The 16,482-nt window shown below is 42.8% G+C and carries 14 protein-coding genes and 1 pseudogene; 10 read left to right on the forward strand and 5 right to left on the reverse strand.

Annotated elements, in window-relative coordinates; translation table 11 throughout:
* Positions 1-417: 417 nt before the first annotated feature.
* Positions 418-1,482 carry a YheT family hydrolase gene (locus ACYTXL_RS04370; RefSeq protein WP_461923647.1) on the reverse strand — a complete coding sequence of 355 codons (1,065 nt, stop codon included), beginning with the start codon at positions 1,480-1,482 and terminating at the stop codon, positions 418-420.
* Positions 1,483-1,641: 159 nt separating this feature from the next.
* Between ACYTXL_RS04370 and ACYTXL_RS04375 the strand changes: the two genes are divergently transcribed.
* Positions 1,642-2,385 carry a response regulator transcription factor gene (locus tag ACYTXL_RS04375; protein ID WP_461923648.1) on the forward strand — a complete coding sequence of 248 codons (744 nt, stop codon included), beginning with the start codon at positions 1,642-1,644 and terminating at the stop codon, positions 2,383-2,385.
* 489 nt (positions 2,386-2,874) lie between these two features.
* On the opposite strand, the gene ACYTXL_RS04380 is transcribed toward ACYTXL_RS04375, so the two are convergent.
* The gene (locus ACYTXL_RS04380) at positions 2,875-3,063 is read right to left on the reverse strand and encodes a hypothetical protein (protein WP_461923649.1); all 189 of its coding nucleotides are present in this window, start codon (positions 3,061-3,063) and stop codon (positions 2,875-2,877) included.
* A 61-nt stretch (positions 3,064-3,124) separates the two neighbouring features.
* A complete protein-coding gene (locus tag ACYTXL_RS04385) occupies positions 3,125-4,237 on the reverse strand; it encodes a 2OG-Fe(II) oxygenase (RefSeq protein ID WP_461923650.1) in 1,113 nt (370 codons plus the stop codon).
* On the opposite strand from ACYTXL_RS04385, the gene ACYTXL_RS04390 reads away from it, so the two are divergent.
* Positions 4,154-4,360, forward strand: coding sequence for a hypothetical protein (locus tag ACYTXL_RS04390; protein ID WP_461923660.1), 207 nt, complete (start codon positions 4,154-4,156; stop codon positions 4,358-4,360). The genes ACYTXL_RS04385 and ACYTXL_RS04390 overlap by 84 nt on opposite strands.
* Positions 4,361-4,426: 66 nt before the next feature.
* Here the strand turns inward: ACYTXL_RS04390 and ACYTXL_RS04395 are convergent, their stop codons facing one another.
* Positions 4,427-5,218: an SAM hydrolase/SAM-dependent halogenase family protein gene (locus ACYTXL_RS04395; protein WP_461923651.1), complete on the reverse strand. Its 792-nt coding sequence runs from the start codon at positions 5,216-5,218 to the stop codon at positions 4,427-4,429.
* A 147-nt stretch (positions 5,219-5,365) separates the two neighbouring features.
* Between ACYTXL_RS04395 and ACYTXL_RS04400 the strand changes: the two genes are divergently transcribed.
* The 3 genes from ACYTXL_RS04400 to ACYTXL_RS04410 all read left to right on the forward strand — a co-directional run bounded on the left by ACYTXL_RS04400 (position 5,366) and on the right by ACYTXL_RS04410 (position 9,299).
* Positions 5,366-6,271 carry a hypothetical protein gene (locus tag ACYTXL_RS04400; protein WP_461923652.1) on the forward strand — a complete coding sequence of 302 codons (906 nt, stop codon included), beginning with the start codon at positions 5,366-5,368 and terminating at the stop codon, positions 6,269-6,271.
* 14 nt (positions 6,272-6,285) lie between these two features.
* The gene (locus ACYTXL_RS04405) at positions 6,286-8,208 is read left to right on the forward strand and encodes an Hsp70 family protein (protein WP_461923653.1); all 1,923 of its coding nucleotides are present in this window, start codon (positions 6,286-6,288) and stop codon (positions 8,206-8,208) included.
* Positions 8,209-8,474: 266 nt separating this feature from the next.
* Positions 8,475-9,299, forward strand: a complete 825-nt coding sequence (locus ACYTXL_RS04410) for a M90 family metallopeptidase (RefSeq protein ID WP_461923654.1) — start codon at positions 8,475-8,477, stop codon at positions 9,297-9,299.
* 17 nt (positions 9,300-9,316) lie between these two features.
* Here the strand turns inward: ACYTXL_RS04410 and ACYTXL_RS04415 are convergent, their stop codons facing one another.
* Positions 9,317-9,961 (reverse strand): class I SAM-dependent methyltransferase, encoded by a 645-nt coding sequence (locus ACYTXL_RS04415; protein ID WP_461923655.1) that lies wholly within the window; start codon positions 9,959-9,961, stop codon positions 9,317-9,319.
* A gap of 775 nt (positions 9,962-10,736) precedes the next feature.
* On the opposite strand from ACYTXL_RS04415, the gene ACYTXL_RS04420 reads away from it, so the two are divergent.
* The 5 genes and pseudogenes from ACYTXL_RS04420 to ACYTXL_RS04440 form a co-directional block, all read left to right on the forward strand.
* Positions 10,737-12,266, forward strand: coding sequence for an ArnT family glycosyltransferase (locus ACYTXL_RS04420; RefSeq protein ID WP_461923656.1), 1,530 nt, complete (start codon positions 10,737-10,739; stop codon positions 12,264-12,266).
* Between the two features lie 77 nt (positions 12,267-12,343).
* Positions 12,344-12,811 carry a MarR family winged helix-turn-helix transcriptional regulator gene (locus ACYTXL_RS04425; protein WP_461923657.1) on the forward strand — a complete coding sequence of 156 codons (468 nt, stop codon included), beginning with the start codon at positions 12,344-12,346 and terminating at the stop codon, positions 12,809-12,811.
* Positions 12,812-12,975: 164 nt separating this feature from the next.
* Positions 12,976-14,442, forward strand: a complete 1,467-nt coding sequence (locus ACYTXL_RS04430) for an HlyD family secretion protein (protein ID WP_461923658.1) — start codon at positions 12,976-12,978, stop codon at positions 14,440-14,442.
* Positions 14,443-14,702: 260 nt separating this feature from the next.
* A complete protein-coding gene (locus ACYTXL_RS04435; RefSeq protein ID WP_461923659.1) occupies positions 14,703-15,965 on the forward strand; it encodes an MFS transporter in 1,263 nt (420 codons plus the stop codon).
* 290 nt (positions 15,966-16,255) lie between these two features.
* Positions 16,256-16,482, forward strand: a pseudogene (locus ACYTXL_RS04440) (EmrB/QacA family drug resistance transporter); the annotation flags it as partial.

Here is a 16,482-nt window from a genome sequence, read left to right on the forward strand (position 1 = left end):
TCTGCAACCTTGACTAACATTTAGGATATCCGCTTGCAGGTCGGTTCAGCACTCTTATGTGTGGAAAATCTTCATCCTGTTACCCGCGTTTTTGTTAAGTATTTTTTATACAAAATAAGGTGCGTTTACCCTGCGTAAAAACATTAGAAATCAACAGAATTAAAGAATGTTGACGGACAGAATATCACGCTGCTATTAGTAGGCAAGTGTATACGGCAGGGCATAGAGTTTGAATGCAATCAAACTAGGATTTGGTTGTATCCAGCTTCTTATTTCACCATCTCTCTCATGTTTACATTTGTATACGCAGTAGACGTACCAAGGATACCCCATTAGATTTAATCTGACTAATCTTAATTACGAATTACGTAGCTTGCTTGTTGCCATTCACGTAGCGTTTCGTAGAGAAGGCGAGTATTACGAATTACGCTGTTGCTCCAACCATTGTAAAACGCGATTCCATGCCCACCACAGGTCAGAGTCTTGTACTTGGCGCTGGCAATTTTTGCTACTTAAATAGCCAACATGACCCCCATACTGAGTGAGCAACAAATCTATTACGGGATTGCGATCGCAGGCTTCTTGCAATTCTGGTATGATCGCTGGGTCAAAAAGTGGGTCATCAGCAGCATATAAAATCAAAGTCGGTTTTGAGATTTGCGGCAATATTTGTAAAGCACTACTAGCTTGGTAATATGCTTCTACAGAAGAAAAACCTAGTCGCTTAATTACCAATTCATTATCAAAACCCCAGATACTGTTCGCGCGTTCAATTGCTGCTGGGTCAATGCTTCCAGGATGAGCATCATGTATTCGCCATGCCAGTTTTTTTAAATTCTGTGCGATCCCTGCTTCCAAATATCTGCCGAAGGGCTTTGTAACTAGATAAGATAGCGATCGCTCCGAATCCAAACTGGGACAAACTACCATACTACCGCCAATATCGCTATCTTCTAGTCCTAAAGCTCCATGCTCCCTAATCACCTCAAGAGCGACCTTTACCGCCCATAGCGCCAATTGCCCTCCTAAAGAATACCCTGTAAACCAAAATTTCCCTGGACATCCCATTGCCTTAGCAGCAGCAGCGATGCGAACAAAATCTTCTCCCTCATACAGTCCATCAGAAGTTAGAGTCGGCGACAATTGGGCAGTTTTGCCGTGGGCACGCCAATCAAATAACACCACAGCGTATCCTTGAGCGTAGGCTTTACGTCCTAGCACTCTCAAAAACCATTCTGTCTCTAACTCTCCAGTAATGCCATAAGTACCAATAATCGTGCTATGAGCATTTTCAGGGATAGCAACCAAGCCAAAAATTGGCACACCTTGGCCACCAACAAATATTTTCTCATGATAAGAAGGTTCTGGTAATTGAATAGTACTTTCCCAGTAACGTTTTCCCCACAAAGCGGTGTATACAGTCATCATCAGACCGTTTTGTAAAAACCAAGACGGATTGTAGGGGGGAGTATAACACATCATAGACTATAAGATTTCGTGTAGTTGAGTCTTGATTTCACAGTCATTTAATCTTAATATTTATGTAAGATTTAAAAACCTTTTCATAATCGACTCAAAAATCTTTGTATCTATACAAAGGTTCTTATTTATCCTTAATCAAGTAGTAAAAATTTTTTAAGAATGCCGAGGATTCTTGTCATAGACGATGATCCAGCGATTTCCGAACTAGTTGCCGTCAACTTGGAAATGGCTGGCTACGATGTAAGTCAAGCTGAAGACGGCATTAAAGGTCAAGCGCTGGCTCTCCAGCTACAACCAGACTTGATCATGCTCGATTTGATGTTGCCTAGAGTAGATGGGTTTACCGTTTGTCAACGCCTGCGTCGTGACGATCGCACCTCTGAGATTCCGGTGTTAATGTTGACGGCTTTGAGCCAAACTCAGAACAAGGTGGAAGGCTTCAATGCTGGCGCAGATGACTACCTTACCAAGCCTTTTGAACTTGAAGAAATGCTAGCGCGGGTGCGGGCACTTTTGCGGCGTACTGACCGCATACCCCAAGCAGCAAAGCATAGTGAGATTTTGAACTATGGCTCACTGACTTTGGTTCCCGAAAGATTTGAGGCAATATGGTTCAATGACACGGTGAAATTGACTCACTTGGAATTTGAGCTACTTCACTGCTTGCTGCAACGCCACGGTCAAACGGTTTCCCCCAGTGAAATCCTCAGAGAAGTTTGGGGCTACGATCCCGATGACGACATTGAAACGATTCGAGTCCATATTCGCCACTTGAGAACCAAGTTAGAACCAGATCCCCGTCACCCCCGCTATATCAAGACAGTGTATGGTGCTGGATATTGTCTGGAGTTACCCGGTATACCTCCATCAATTGAAGGGGCTTCAGTAACAGTCGTGGAATGAAATTGCGCTAAATTTCCTTAACTAAACCTCATCTAAGTTGAGAACTGTAGTTTCCGCCCTCACCCTAAATCCCTCTCCCATATCTGGGAGAGGGACTTTGAAATTGTGGCTCCCCTTCTCCCAGATTTGAGAGAAGGCGTTGGGGGATGAGGGCAAATCCTTTTGATCATAGAAGAACTACAGGTTTCAAGATAGACGTGGTTTAAGTACAGCATTTTATTAATTCGTTACGAATTAAATTTGGCGATCGCCTGCAATGCCAATGCGATAGCCTACATTAAAAACGCTACGCTTTTTATGCAAAACTGTACTAAGTCATCACTTAGGCAAGAACTCTGAGCGATATAGTTATAGGACTTACGCATAAGAGATCCCCCAACCCCCTTAAAAAGGGGGCTTTTTAGATCCCCCTTTTTAAGGGGGGTTAGGGGGGATGGAGGTTTCAGGTTTTGAGTGCGTAAGTCCTAAGTTAGTTACGGCGATCGCTATCTAAAGCGATCGTAGTAATCGCAGCAGTAGAGCCATTTGTGCCGTTGACTTTGCCGCCATTACCAAAACTGTTAGCCTGACTAAATAATTGGCATAGTTGTACAGGTTCTTAGAACGCCACGCCAAATCATCAACTTCTTTGTAAAATTGATGGCTTGTCTTGATAATATGCCGCTCTACCAACCTCATTTTTCGACTCCATTCGTTTTTAATTCTGCAATTAGCTTTTCAGTCTTACGTTTAGCTCTCCTTATTCCTTAGTTGGTTCTTCTAAAGCAGACCCAAGAAGATGCTGATTTGCCTGCCGGACTTTAGCTGCTGCTTCATCGTAGAGGAAAGGTAAATAGACATACCGCCGTCCTTGAGTTATGGGTGTCGCTTCGTGCAACAGGGAACAAGAAAAGACGACAGCTCCACCCGTAGGCGGTTGATAGGTTTGCTGACCAAATTCTGGAAATCGCAAACATCCACCTTCGTATTCACCCGTATTCAGGTTCAATGACACCGCAAAGCAGCGATGAGCAGTCCCTTTGGTGGTATTGTCTCGGTGGCGTCTAAAGTGTCCACCGGTTTGGGCGTCATAGCAACCAACAATGTGGCGCTCCATTCGGGTCGCTTGAAACTGAAAGGCTTTGAAAATTTCGGGAATGAGGCGATCGTGAATTCGGTGCATCGCCGCATTCCGCAGTTCCTCGTCGGTAATCTCCTGATCCCGCCGCCGTTTATGACCGTAATCGTACACGGGGACTGTACGACCATCGATTTCCCGCATAAAGCCGGAGTCGTATCCACCATGCAAGTCATAGAACTGAATCAGCGCCTGACACAGTTTTGGTTCAAATACCCTGGGCACAACCAAGACAGGTGCCTGAACTGCCGCCGGAACTTCTGACGGAATGGGTGGCAACTGAGCGAGGAATGCCATCAACTGAGGCACATGGGTTTCGGGTGACTCGTTAAACGGCAGCACCGCCAGCACCCGCAGACTATAATCGAGCACCAGCGTAAATTGTCTGTAATTCCCTGCGGGGGTAATGGCACCGTACTGCTGGCTAATGGCTCCATTAAAATCCCAGAAGAACCGGATGCCCGGAATATGCTCTTGAAGTCGGCGCTGCTTCTCATCCTCTAGATCGACGCTCACGCCAAAGAAACAGCATTTTTGGTCATCGAAGACTGCCCGTTGGCTCCAGATGTCTTCAAGAATGCGCTGGCTTGTTTTCACTATTGCTGAACCGAAGAAGCACAGCACAATGTAACGACCCGCGATTGTGTCGAAGTGAAAATTAGCATTGGTTGTAGAAGGGGCTGTGAACCAGGGGGCTGGCTCACCGATCGTCAGGAGTGTCTGACGCATGGGCATAGGCTTCTTCGAGTTCCTAGTCAGGCTGATTTTCGGATGCAGCCTTCTTTGAGGAAAGCGGCGTTACTAAAATGTTATCCGGGTATGCCACCGATTCATCAAAAATTCCGCCATTTGGCGTGAAATCCTGATTCTGAATACTTTTTACCCAGAATAGATTGCGATCGCCTGCGGTGTACTGGATGGCTATTAGGCAATTTGAGTTACTTGCTGATTCACACGGGGACGGCCAAAGCGCTCCCAAGCACTCCCTCCTCGCAGAAATAACTCTAAAAAGCGCAATGGTTCTCCTGAATCGCCTCTTGACCAACCGGAACTACCAGGAGCAAAGGCTAAAGTTCCTTCAGATACCTTGAAACTGCCATCAGAATACACCGCATCACTGACCACATCTCCAATTCGGATCACGATCTTGGTTTGAGGCTCGAAGTTAACTGTATGCGCCGCAATCGTTGTTTTGATGTTGCCGTAGCCATCAATCCAGGCAATTCGATCTGGTGGAACATCTGGGATTTGGTCACGAGAAAGACTATCTCCCAGAAGGCTAAAATCTTCACTTATAATCGCCGCCGCCGCCGGAGGAAACACATCCCGCGAGCGAAACTGCGAACCACCACGAGAAACGTTGACCACTCGCAACTCCTTTGTATGGTCTTTGATAAAGGAGAGGGTGTAGCCCGCATTCACACCCACTACTTTTACACCATTGGATAAAAGGGCATAAGTTAGTCCTTCACCTTCATTGTCCCGACGGGCTTCGGGATCATCTTGACGAGGGGCACAGTTATGATAAATTAAGCGATCGCTCTTTCCCGGATTAAGTCCCAGTTGGGCAATCCAGAATCCCGTTGCCAAAGTACTGAATGCTGGAACCGAAAGCAAATGAATTTGGGCATCGGGTAAAGCCATCAGCAGACGTTGTGTGACTTCTGTAAATGCCGGATCTCCTGTACCGTAATCTGCAATGACACAGATAAACATTCTGCTCCTCCTTTGTTAGGGTAGTAATCTGCAATCAACCTAATTATGAATTATGAATTATTCCGTCATCATGTGATTAGAGAGTGAAATCAGCAGACAACTGTTCATTTCACCCTTATTAGTAACCTTAAAGTCTTAGTCAACGCAATGAAAACAATCACTTCACTTTTTAGCGAAGAACGCAAGCAACTCCAGACAGATATTGATAACACAACCAACATTGAGCAGATAGTTAAGCTGGTTCAAAACCGACTTGATCATCTTGAAAGAATTTACATTGAAAAGCTGAATCTGGCTCAAGTTCGTCTGGCTTCCTTTTTCCTGGATACGCTGCGACAGTCTATCGCCACTCTCGCTGCGACTAATTATCTTCAAGTTGCTCCCACAGAACAAAGGCGAATTACTAACCCAGCTACAAATTTTTTTGCCAACAGATTAATGTTGAAACTGCTACAGGGAATAATTTATATAGGCATCTTAGGTTCTTTATTCTCTTTAACTAAAACTACTCCTGGTGCATGGATGGCTATCTTATTAGCCTCTATACTTCTAGGACTAGAAGTTGTGCTTCAACTCGACTTAAACAACCAGCAAAATTCCATGTCTGAAAAGCTATTGGAATTACCTCAACCTATTCTCCGGGTTGATAGCAAAGTATTTCTAGATCACCTTGGCGATGCTCTCAACACTATTGATCTAGCAGTAGCTAGAGTAGAAGAATCGAATAAATATGAAGATGACCTAGCAATAGAAGAACTACCAGAGCTATTGAATTTTCTGCAAAGGCTAATGGGCGCATCAAAACTTGATAAACCTCAAATGGCTTATGAACTTGCCAAACTTCTGCCACAGATTTTAATGTCTCAGGGAATTAACGCTCAAATTTACCGAGCAAATGATCCTCACAGCGATCGCGGGTATTTTGACTTTGAGCCAAGTATCGACCCCGATACCAAAGATCACGTCACTCTAACTCCGGCTTTGTTGAAAGGCGATCGCTTGATTAGGCGCGGTCGGGTAATTGAGCCAGCATATTCCTCTGCTAGAGAATAATAGACAATAAGGGTATGGAAATTTTAGAAACAATCGGTTTTGATTTGGGACACGGTGAAACGGCTCTAGCTAAAGCGATAGTGGAAAGCATCGAACCCCCCCAAATGCTGGAGATTAATAACAAGAAGAATCAAATTACAGCTCTTGCTTGGCATCCCAAACTCGGTTATCTTGTCGGAGAACAAGCATTAATTCAAGCTGGCGTTACCCAACTGACAATCTCTTTTAAGCAAAAACCAAACAACGATCCCAAATATCGGGAAACAATTAGTACTTTTGTGGCAACCTACTACCGCCTTTTGAAAGAAAGCGGACAACTTGAAGGTGGGGAAGGTAGCTATTTTTACATTGGTTGCCCTTCAGGATGGTCAGTTAGCGATCGCTCCGAATACCAAAAGATCCTTCAAGAAGCTGGCATTCCCCGACTAAATGTCGTACCCGAATCGCGGGCTGCTTTCATGCAAGCCAAGGAAGCCGGGAAGCTGGAGTATGACAAACTTCTGGCATCGGTGCTAATTGTCGATATTGGTTCTTCAACCACAGATTTTACTCTGGTTAAAAGCTTAGAAGAAATCCCAATAGATTTCGGGAGTAATACTTTAGGAGCATCCCTAATTGACAAGGCTATTTTTGCCCGTACTCTCGCCAACCACGAGCAAAAAACATTACTCGAAAAAGTATTTCAGGAATATCCGCATCACCAAGCTCGTTGTGAACTTGCTTGCCGCAAAGCTAAAGAAGATTACTTTTCTAATGAACAGTTATATAGTGATCCTGAATCCTTTGCGCGTGGCTTCGAGTCGATCAACGAACAGATTTATTTTATTCCCCAAGTTAATAAAGTGATCATGGAGGAAATTTTAAATCAACCCTTACCGGAACTAGAGCTTAATAGTTGGGTGCGATCGTTTCACGACTCTTTAAAAGAGGCGAAAGAAAAGCTGGAAAACCTTGGAATCGTACCGAAACTTGTGCTGATGACTGGGGGTGCATCTCGGATGAAGTTTACCCACTTTCTTTGTCAGGAAATGTTTCCCGAACCAGAAACGCTGCTTCGCCCTGATCCCGAACCGGAACGGTGCATTGCAATGGGTTTAGCACGAGTAGGACGATGGGATCTGCGTGCTACTGCTTTTAAACAAGAAGTCAACAAACTATTTACCTTGAATCAGCTTAAAGGTTTGATTGAGAGGCATATCCCGGAGTTAATCGAATCACTAACTAAGCCTTTGACAGATGGTTTGATTGTCAATGCAGTTAAACCAGGTTTAAAAGATTGGCAAAAAAACAAAATACGGACTTTAGCAGATTTGGAAACATCTTTGATCAGCCGCGCAGAACAGTGGCTCAAAAGCGATCTCGCTGGGCAGATAATTAATTATCAATGCGCTTCTTGGTTTAACAATAAAATACAACCCGATTTAGCCGCACAAACCGATCCAATATGTCGAAAGTTTCAGATACCTAGAAGCAGCTTAAGATTTGAGGATAGCATTGACCCAAATTTTGTTAACCCCGAGCTACGAATTGGAGATGCGATCATTGCTGAGACAGTGGCGTTTATCGTCAATGTAATAATTGGTGGAGGCACTGTGGCTAGTATCATCACTTTAATACTAACTGGACATTTAACCTGGCCTATTGCGTTAGTATATGGGGCTTCAGTTATGGCGGCAGGAATGGAGCTAAATCGCAAGAACGTTCAAGAAGTAATCAAGACAAATGTGGATGTACCTAGTTGGATTCGTTCTAGTTTTTTGAGTGACAAAAAAATCGATGATATGTGTGAGCAAATAAAGCCTGAGTTAGAGAAAGTTCTTCAAGAACAACTGATAGCGGATCAACAGGCTTTTGACAAACTGATTGACAAAGTTGAGCAAGGGCTTCAAAAAACCCTTTCCACCAAAGTTCAATCTTGCATAATTCTGATTCAATAGAGGTGATGTGTGCCAGTAAATATAGCAGTTCTCAGCTGCATGAAGTACAGTACAATCAAAACCTCACCCCAACCCCTCTCCTTACTAAGGAGAGGGGCGATAAAGCACAGCTTTATCGGGGTGAGGTTCTTATTAGGAAACGTTATAAAAAGGCGAACTTAGAGACAAAAGCCGCATTCTAATTTAGTGACCGACAACAAGAACAATTATTCTATCTAAATTTTCTGCTTACCAGTGAATTAAATATGTAAATTGCTCAAAAGTCAATGATTAAAACAATAATTTTCTTTATCATCGTTGGGCTAATTATCACTGGGATTTTAATCAATCCTATTTTAGTCAGAAGGCGAAGAAACCGTCTCAAAAATCGTCCTTTTCCCCCACTTTGGAATGCCATTATTGAGAATAATCTTCCCATTTATCCCTGTCTCTCTCCCGATGAACTCAGACGACTTAAGGGACATATTCAAGTCTTCTTAGCAGAAAAGCAATTTATTGGCTGTAGAGGGTTACAGGTGACGGAGGAAATGAAATTGACCCTTGCGGCGATCGCCTGTTTACTCCTACTAAATGAACGTGGGCAGTACTTCCCCAGACTTCGTTCAATTCTGGTATATCCCAATGCTTATTTTGTTGAGGAAAGGACTTCCATCGGAAATTATGTTGTTGAAGAAAGGCGTGTGGCAAGACTGGGTGAATCGTGGACAACTGACCAATTAGTAGTGTCTTGGGAACACGTGAAACAAGACACTACTAATTGGAGAGATGGACATAACGTTGTACTTCATGAATTCGCCCATCAGTTAGATCAAGAAGATGGTAAAGCTGAAGGAGTTCCTATACTGCAACGCAACTCAGACTATCCTATTTGGGCGAAGGTAATGACAGAAGCATATCAACAACTTTGTAATGATGTTTTACAAGGTGTAAAAACGGTGATGGATAGCTATGGTGCAACGAATCCCGCAGAATTTTTTGCCGTAGCGACTGAGACATTCTTTGAGAAACCGCACCAATTGCTATCCCAGCATCCGGCACTTTATGAGCAACTGCAACGTTACTATCAATTAAATCCTGTGCAATGGGCGTGAAGTACCTACCTATTGGCTTAATTGCGGTAAGCTATAACAGCATAAAACGGATCTCCTCCAGCTGCACCCAACCACTGTAATAAATTCGGTAATGTTGACTTATGAACTATAACTTCTGCGGTTGTAAATCCTGGAATTGACGCGAAGTAAGCTTTGACTAATTCCACTCGCTGTGCTTCTGAAGCCTCCCGCCAAGCTTGAATTGCCTTTTCAAAAAACATCCGGTTAGAAAAGCTGATAATTGCCACACCACCGGGTTTCAGGATGCGGTAAATTTCGGAAAATACTGCTTCTGGATATTGCACATACTGCACAGATACGCAATTAATAACAGCATCAAAATCTTCATCTGGTAAAGGTAGCTGCGGATTTTCGTTAAGATTTTGCACAAAGGAGTGATTTAAGCGGGGATTACGTCCTAGTTCCTCTGCGTTGAGTCCGTGTCCCTCCACATGGTCAAACTCTATCTCTTCTGGCAGATGAGACACCCAACTGCTCATCATATCAAAAATGCGGGTGTTGGGTTTCAGGCGATCGCGATATAAATCCGTTATCTGTTGAATAAATCCTTCATCGACATGGGTGACGAAGCGGGGATAGGCATAGAATAGCTTATCGTCTGTGTCGTCTAATTTCAGGCGTTGATTCGGTCTTAACTGCATAAATCTCTGTTTTGGAGAACTTTTTTGGAAAATTGCGGCAATTTCAGATATTTTTTCACAATCATTATGTAATATATTTGGTTTTTCAGTACTAACTATAATTACTACTGAAGAAGCTTTTTTTTGTTAAGTCAAGTAATTTAGCAGCATTGCTATTTAAATTAGATAGCTGATACATTCAAAAAATATATTCGCGTGCATCGTCGCTGACTATATATTTACTGCTGAAAGCTTGTCGCAACCCCATAAGAATATAACCAACAGCAAAAGTTAGACTTAGACTGTACCAAAAGATGACAGTTAATCTAGATTTATTTTGTCTGCTTTTTTGAATAATAGGTGTTGTTAAAACTTTTTGTAATTGGGGAATTAGCATTGTGCGCGCCCATGTCTGAATAAATCGTGTTAATTAGGAAAATCAAAAGCTTTGTTCAATTTTTCTGATTGTACAATCTTCAAGTACTAAGTAAATGTCACTGTAAAAGGGGTTCGCAAATATTCAGACTTCATGTTGGGTTTCACGTTGTTCTACCCAACCTACGAATGATTAAATTCTATACCCATCGCTTGCCCATACAAGATTTTAGCTAGAACTTGTGCAAGGCTTTTCTGATTAGTCATAAGTTGATATTATATAATTATTAGTTTGTGCTACTTGATTATACTTAGATTTTGGTTCCCGATCGCCCTTAAAAAAACTTTGCGATTTACTTATTTTAGTTTGTTAGTTTGGATACTGCCCTTATTACTATTTAATTCTGGGCACAATAGTCTGATGGCACATGATGAAGGGCTTTACGCATCGCGTGCGCGTCTGATGTTTGATTCTGGTGATTGGATAGCTCCTTGGGAAAAGCCACATCATAAAACCCCTGGCCCTTATTGGTTAATTGCCAGTTCTTACAAGCTGTTTGGTATCAGCGATACTAGTGCGCGTCTTCCTAGCATGATTGCTGGCATTTTTAGCTTATGGCTTGTGTATGAAATCGGCGAAATTATGCTAGGCAAAAAATTAGCAAGGCTTGCTGCTGCAATTTTAAGTGTGGAATTTCTCTGGCTGCAATACTGTCGCTTAAGTACACCTGATGTACCAATGGTTTTCTTGGTACTTTTAGCGATTTGGTGTTTAATAAAAACAGAATTACATCCCAAATCTCGCTATTTTTGGAGTTTTCTAGCTGGTTTAAGTTTAGGTTTAGGCTTCTTAGTCAGAAGCTTTATGATTTTTTTGCCAATTATAGCTTTATTCCCTTATTTAATTGGGGAACATCGCCGTCATCGTCATCTTACTAACCCAATTTTATATTTAGGCTTTTTCATAGGTTTAATACCTACTGCTATTTGGCTATGGTTAAGCTGGCTGCGGTATGGAAATCAGAGTTTTGAGGAGTTGTTCAAGTTTGTTGTGCAGCTAGGTTCTGAGGATCGTTATAATAATGGTCCCCTGTTCTATATATGGAATATCCCTTTAATAGCATTTCCTTGGGCTTTTTTCGGGATTTTAGGTTTAGTTTTGACTCTCCGTCGTCCCATTGTTCGCTACCAGTTAATATTAGTTGGCTTTCCACTTGTCTTATTTTGTGAACTTAGTTTTTTTACTACTCGTTTCCCTCACTATAGTCTTTGCCTTTATCCGTTCATCGCTTGGTTGGCATCTGTGGGTTTAAACTGGCTAGGCAATATTTACCAAATAGAAATTCTCCCACAATTACCTTTTCAAAAGGGTAAAAAAAATATATTAAACCTTTTTGCAAAGAAGAATCTTCCTCGAAATCTCAGTTATGGCTTTGGTGGCTTAGGTGTTTTACTGGTAATAGCGAGTATTGGCGTTCTTACTTGGGGTGGTTCTGACATCCGCAAGTATGCAACTATTGGCTTGTCTATGGGCTTGGGTTGGTTAATTTTGCCTGTGGTGTGGATTAGTCGTTACCACTTTGGCAAAAAGTTTCTCACATCTGATTACTGGATTGCAGGTTGGTTAATTCCCTGTTGGCTAGCTTTGGCAACGATGGGTAGCATCGGTCTGTTAAGTGACTATAACCCGGTTTTGAGAACTTTTTTACAACAAAGCGCGATCGCCTCAATTATTCAAACTCATCCTATCTACTTTGTGGAAATAGACGCCAAAACCAAAGTACTGCTTAATTTCTATTTTTATACTCGCCCCCAACCAGTAGCTTCTATTTCTCAAGTACCAGCTTTGGGCTATGTTTTGATCTATAATGATCAATCCCCGAAATTATCTCGCCCTCACCGGATTATTGGTACAGGAAAAGAGTATCAGTTGATTCAAGTTCTTCCCTAAGAGAGATGGAAAGCCACTCTTGCTAAATCTAATAAGTCCAGGTAAGATAATAGTACGTACCCTAACTATTATGCAAAATGGTTTCTATATCTAATCACTCCCTAGCTTTAGAGTCGTGGCAACAAAATCTCGCACCATACAATTTGGGCTACAGAATCAAATTAGTCTCGCAACTACTCAGTCGCAAGTTTACCGAGAGGCTAGAACCGTTTGGACTGACGCCATTTCACTGGTTGGTGCTGTGCTGTCTTTGGCAAGAAGATGGTTTACCTACTTCTAGTATTGGGGACAAACTCAAACAAGTGGGAGGGACTTTAACAGGCGTATTAGATCGGATGGAAGAACGCGGCTTGGTGCGTCGAGAACGCGACACCCACGATCGCCGCATCTGGCGGATTTGCCTCACAGATGCAGGTAAGGATTTAGAAGCTGTCTTACCGCCAATCGCCGCAGCCGTGCGTGATGACGCAATGGACGGTATTTCCTTTCCTGACCAAGAACTGTTTTCCCAAATTTTGAATCAGGCGATCGCTAATCTCTCCTAAAGATTATCCCATAATCACCCGACCGGGTGAGGCACTGTCAAGATTTATTTTGAGATAATATTACGCATACTAAGGAAATAAAGTTTTTTTCAGGGAATATTACGCATTCTAAATAAACGAGTATCAATCAAATTATAGAACGGACAACAAGGGAGTTAACAATCATGGGCACTAATACTTTGAACGGACGCAACGGACACAAGACCCCAGTTTTAGAAAAAGAAGTGATTCCTGATTTAGAAACTTTAGAGGCTGTTACTACAGAAGCACCCGCAACAGCAGAAGCACCTGTTGTAACTCCTGAGATCGAGAAAGAAGTTCCAGCGAAGGGGAAAAAACCGACTGGTTTAATTTTGGCAGGCTTAGGTGTGGGTGCGATCGCGGCAGGTATTTTTGGTTATCACTACTGGCAATATGCCTCCACCCACCAGGAAACAGACAACGCCACGGTAGCCGGAAACATTCACGAAATTAGTAGCCGCATTCCCGGAACTGTAAGTGAAGTGCTTGTGAATGATAACCAACTGGTGCAACCGGGACAATTGTTAGTCAAGTTAGATCCACGAGACTATCAAAGTAAAGTGCAACAAGCCGCAGCTGCGCTAGAAAATGCGCGTGGACAGGCGCAAGCAGCCCAAGCAAATATTGCCTTAACTTCACAAACCACCACTGGTAAGACAAGTCAAGCGCAGGGAGATGTTAGCGGTGCGGTAGCAGCAATTTCTACAGCCCAAGCAGCAGTACAAGAAGCCCAAGCTGGGATACCGGCGGCGCAAGCTGAAGTCAGACTAGCCCAAGCTGGGATTCCCGCCGCCCAAGCGCAGGTAGCACAAGCAAATGCGACTTTGGAAAAAGCTCAAACAGATTACAATCGTTATAACCAGTTGTATAAAACAGGTGCGATCGCTCGTCAGCAATTAGATAGCGCCAAGGCAGCTTATGATGTGGCTACGGCACAAAAAAACGCCGCTATTCAGGGAGTAGAACAAGCCCAAGCCAAGTTATCCTCCGCGAAAGTTGGTGTCGCCAAAGCCCAGTCTCAACTAGCACAAGCGCAAGAAAATGTCACCAACGCCCAAGCTAAATTGGCAGCATCCAAGGGAGGATTGCAACAAGCTACCGCCGGCGGACAAGATACAACAGTAAAACGTAGTCAATACGATGCAGCAAAAGCGGCGATCGCGCAATCAGAAGCATCGCTCAAAGACGCACAATTGCAACTATCTTACGCCAATGTTACCGCCCCTAGTGCTGGACGAATAGGTAACAAAAACGTGGAAGTTGGCAACCGAGTCCAATCGGGAACACCATTAATGGCGATTGTGGATAACAACTATTGGGTAGTTGCGAACTTCAAAGAAACCCAATTAGAAAAGATGCGCCCAGGAGAACCAGTAGAAATCAAGCTGGATACTTTCCCTCATCATACCTTTATTGGTCGTGTTGACAGTGTTTCGCCAGCTTCCGGCGCTCAGTTTGCTTTATTGCCACCGGATAACGCTACAGGTAACTTTACTAAAGTTGTCCAACGCATCCCAGTAAAAATAGTTTTCGACCAAAAGAGTATTCAAGGGTACGAATCGCGGATAACACCTGGGATGTCTGCGGAAATTGCTGTGGAAGTTAAGTAATACCATGTCCGCTAAATTACCCATAGAACCCCACCCCAACCCCTCCCCGCCTGCGGGGAGGGGAGCTAAAAGCACAGCTTTGGCGGGGTGGGGTTCTAGGTTTTATGGTTAATTGCCCGGATATCATTAATACTAAATTGCCTGCAAACAGATGAAAAACCTCTTTCTAGCTGTGATATGTTTCTACATCTATGGAGAGGCATATAAAGATGAGGTGAGATGATATTTATGAAAGTAGGTTGGTATAAAACAAACTTGACATGAAAAAACCGCTACTACCTGCATTAAAGTCAAAAAACTATCAGCTGTTTTTTGCCGGACAAGGTATTTCCCTAATTGGGACGTGGATGACGCAACTTGCCACGATTTGGCTAGTTTATGACTTAACAAAGTCCCCATTAATGCTAGGAGTTGTGGGATTTTCGAGTCAAATTCCTAGCTTTTTTTTAGCTCCCTTTGGCGGAGTGTTTGTAGATCGCTTTTCTCGCTATCGTACCTTAATTAGTACGCAAGTCTTGGCGATGATTCAATCGTTAACATTAGCAGTGCTGGCGCTAACTGGTGTGATTCAGGTATGGCACATCATCGTCTTGAGTTTGTTTCAAGGATTTATTAACGCCTTAGATACGCCAGCACGCCAAGCATTTGTGCCAGAATTGGTTGAACACAGAGAAGATTTAGCCAATGCGATCGCGATCAATTCCACAATGATCAACGGTGCGCGATTAATTGGCCCTGCGATCGGGGGTTTATTAATTGCTAGCGTTGGAACTGGCTATTGTTTTTTAATTGACGGTTTGAGCTACATTGCTGTAATCGCCGCTTTATTGGCGATGCAAGTTAAACCTTGGAAAAATGTGGTATCTGACGGTAATCCCTTGCAGAAAGTCAAAGAGGGATTTGTATATGCCTTTAGCTTCCCTCCCATTCGTTCTGTCTTATTGCTATCAGCTTTAGTTAGTCTTATGGGACTGCAAAACACTATTCTTGTACCAGTTATGGCAGAACAAGTTCTCAAAGGTGGTGCAGAAACATTGGGGTTTTTGATGGCGGCATCTGGAGTTGGAGCCTTAACTGGTGGTATTTATTTAGCTACGCGCCAAACAATCTTGGGAATTGGGAAATTGATTGCCTTAGCTCCAGCAATTTTAGGAATTGGTCTAATTGCCTTTTCTTTGTCTCGATTTTTACCACTTTCTTTATTTACAATGTTATTTGTTGGCTTGGGAACAATTCTTCAGATTGCTGCTAGCAACACATTTTTACAAACAATTGTTGAGGACGACAAACGCGGGCGATTAATGAGCTTATATACAATGTCATTTTTGGGGATGATTCCCGTGGGTAATTTATTAGGAGGTTTATTAGCAAGTCATATTGGTGCTTCTAACACTTTAATTATTGATGGTATAGCTTGTATTATCGGGTCGCTCGTTTTTAGCAGACAGTTGCCTGCTTTAAGGAAAATAATGCGTCCAATTTATGAGCAAAAGGGCATTATTATCACGACTCAGGAAGTTTAAGATAGATAACCGCAATTAGATTTAGATTTATGTTATGTCAGTTTGCAGTTGAGTCAAATACAGACCTAACTCCCAACCCCTTTCCTACAAGCGAAGGGGAGTAAGATTTAAAGCCTCTCTCCTAAAAGGAGAGAGGAATGGAAGTGAGGTCAAAACTGTATTGCACCCAAGCGAGAACCTCTATAATGAGCTTTTATCGACTACTCATATTTTAATTTCGCCGCCCAGAGAGAAAGATAAGATTTCATAATAAGATTTTTACTAGTTAACTTTGAAACAGGAAAAACACTATGGCTAATACAGTTGTAATTCGTCAGCAAGCACCACCAGAACGTGTCCCACTAAAAACTTGGATTGGTGTATTAGCCAGTATGCTTGGTGCATTTATGGCAGTATTAGATATTCAAATAACTAATGCTTCGCTGCAAGATATTCAAGCAAGTTTAGGAGCAACCCTAGAAGAGGGTTCTTGGATTTCTACGGCGTATCTCGTAGCAGAAATTGTGGTAATTCCTCT

Source organism: Nostoc sp., assembly GCF_054880495.1.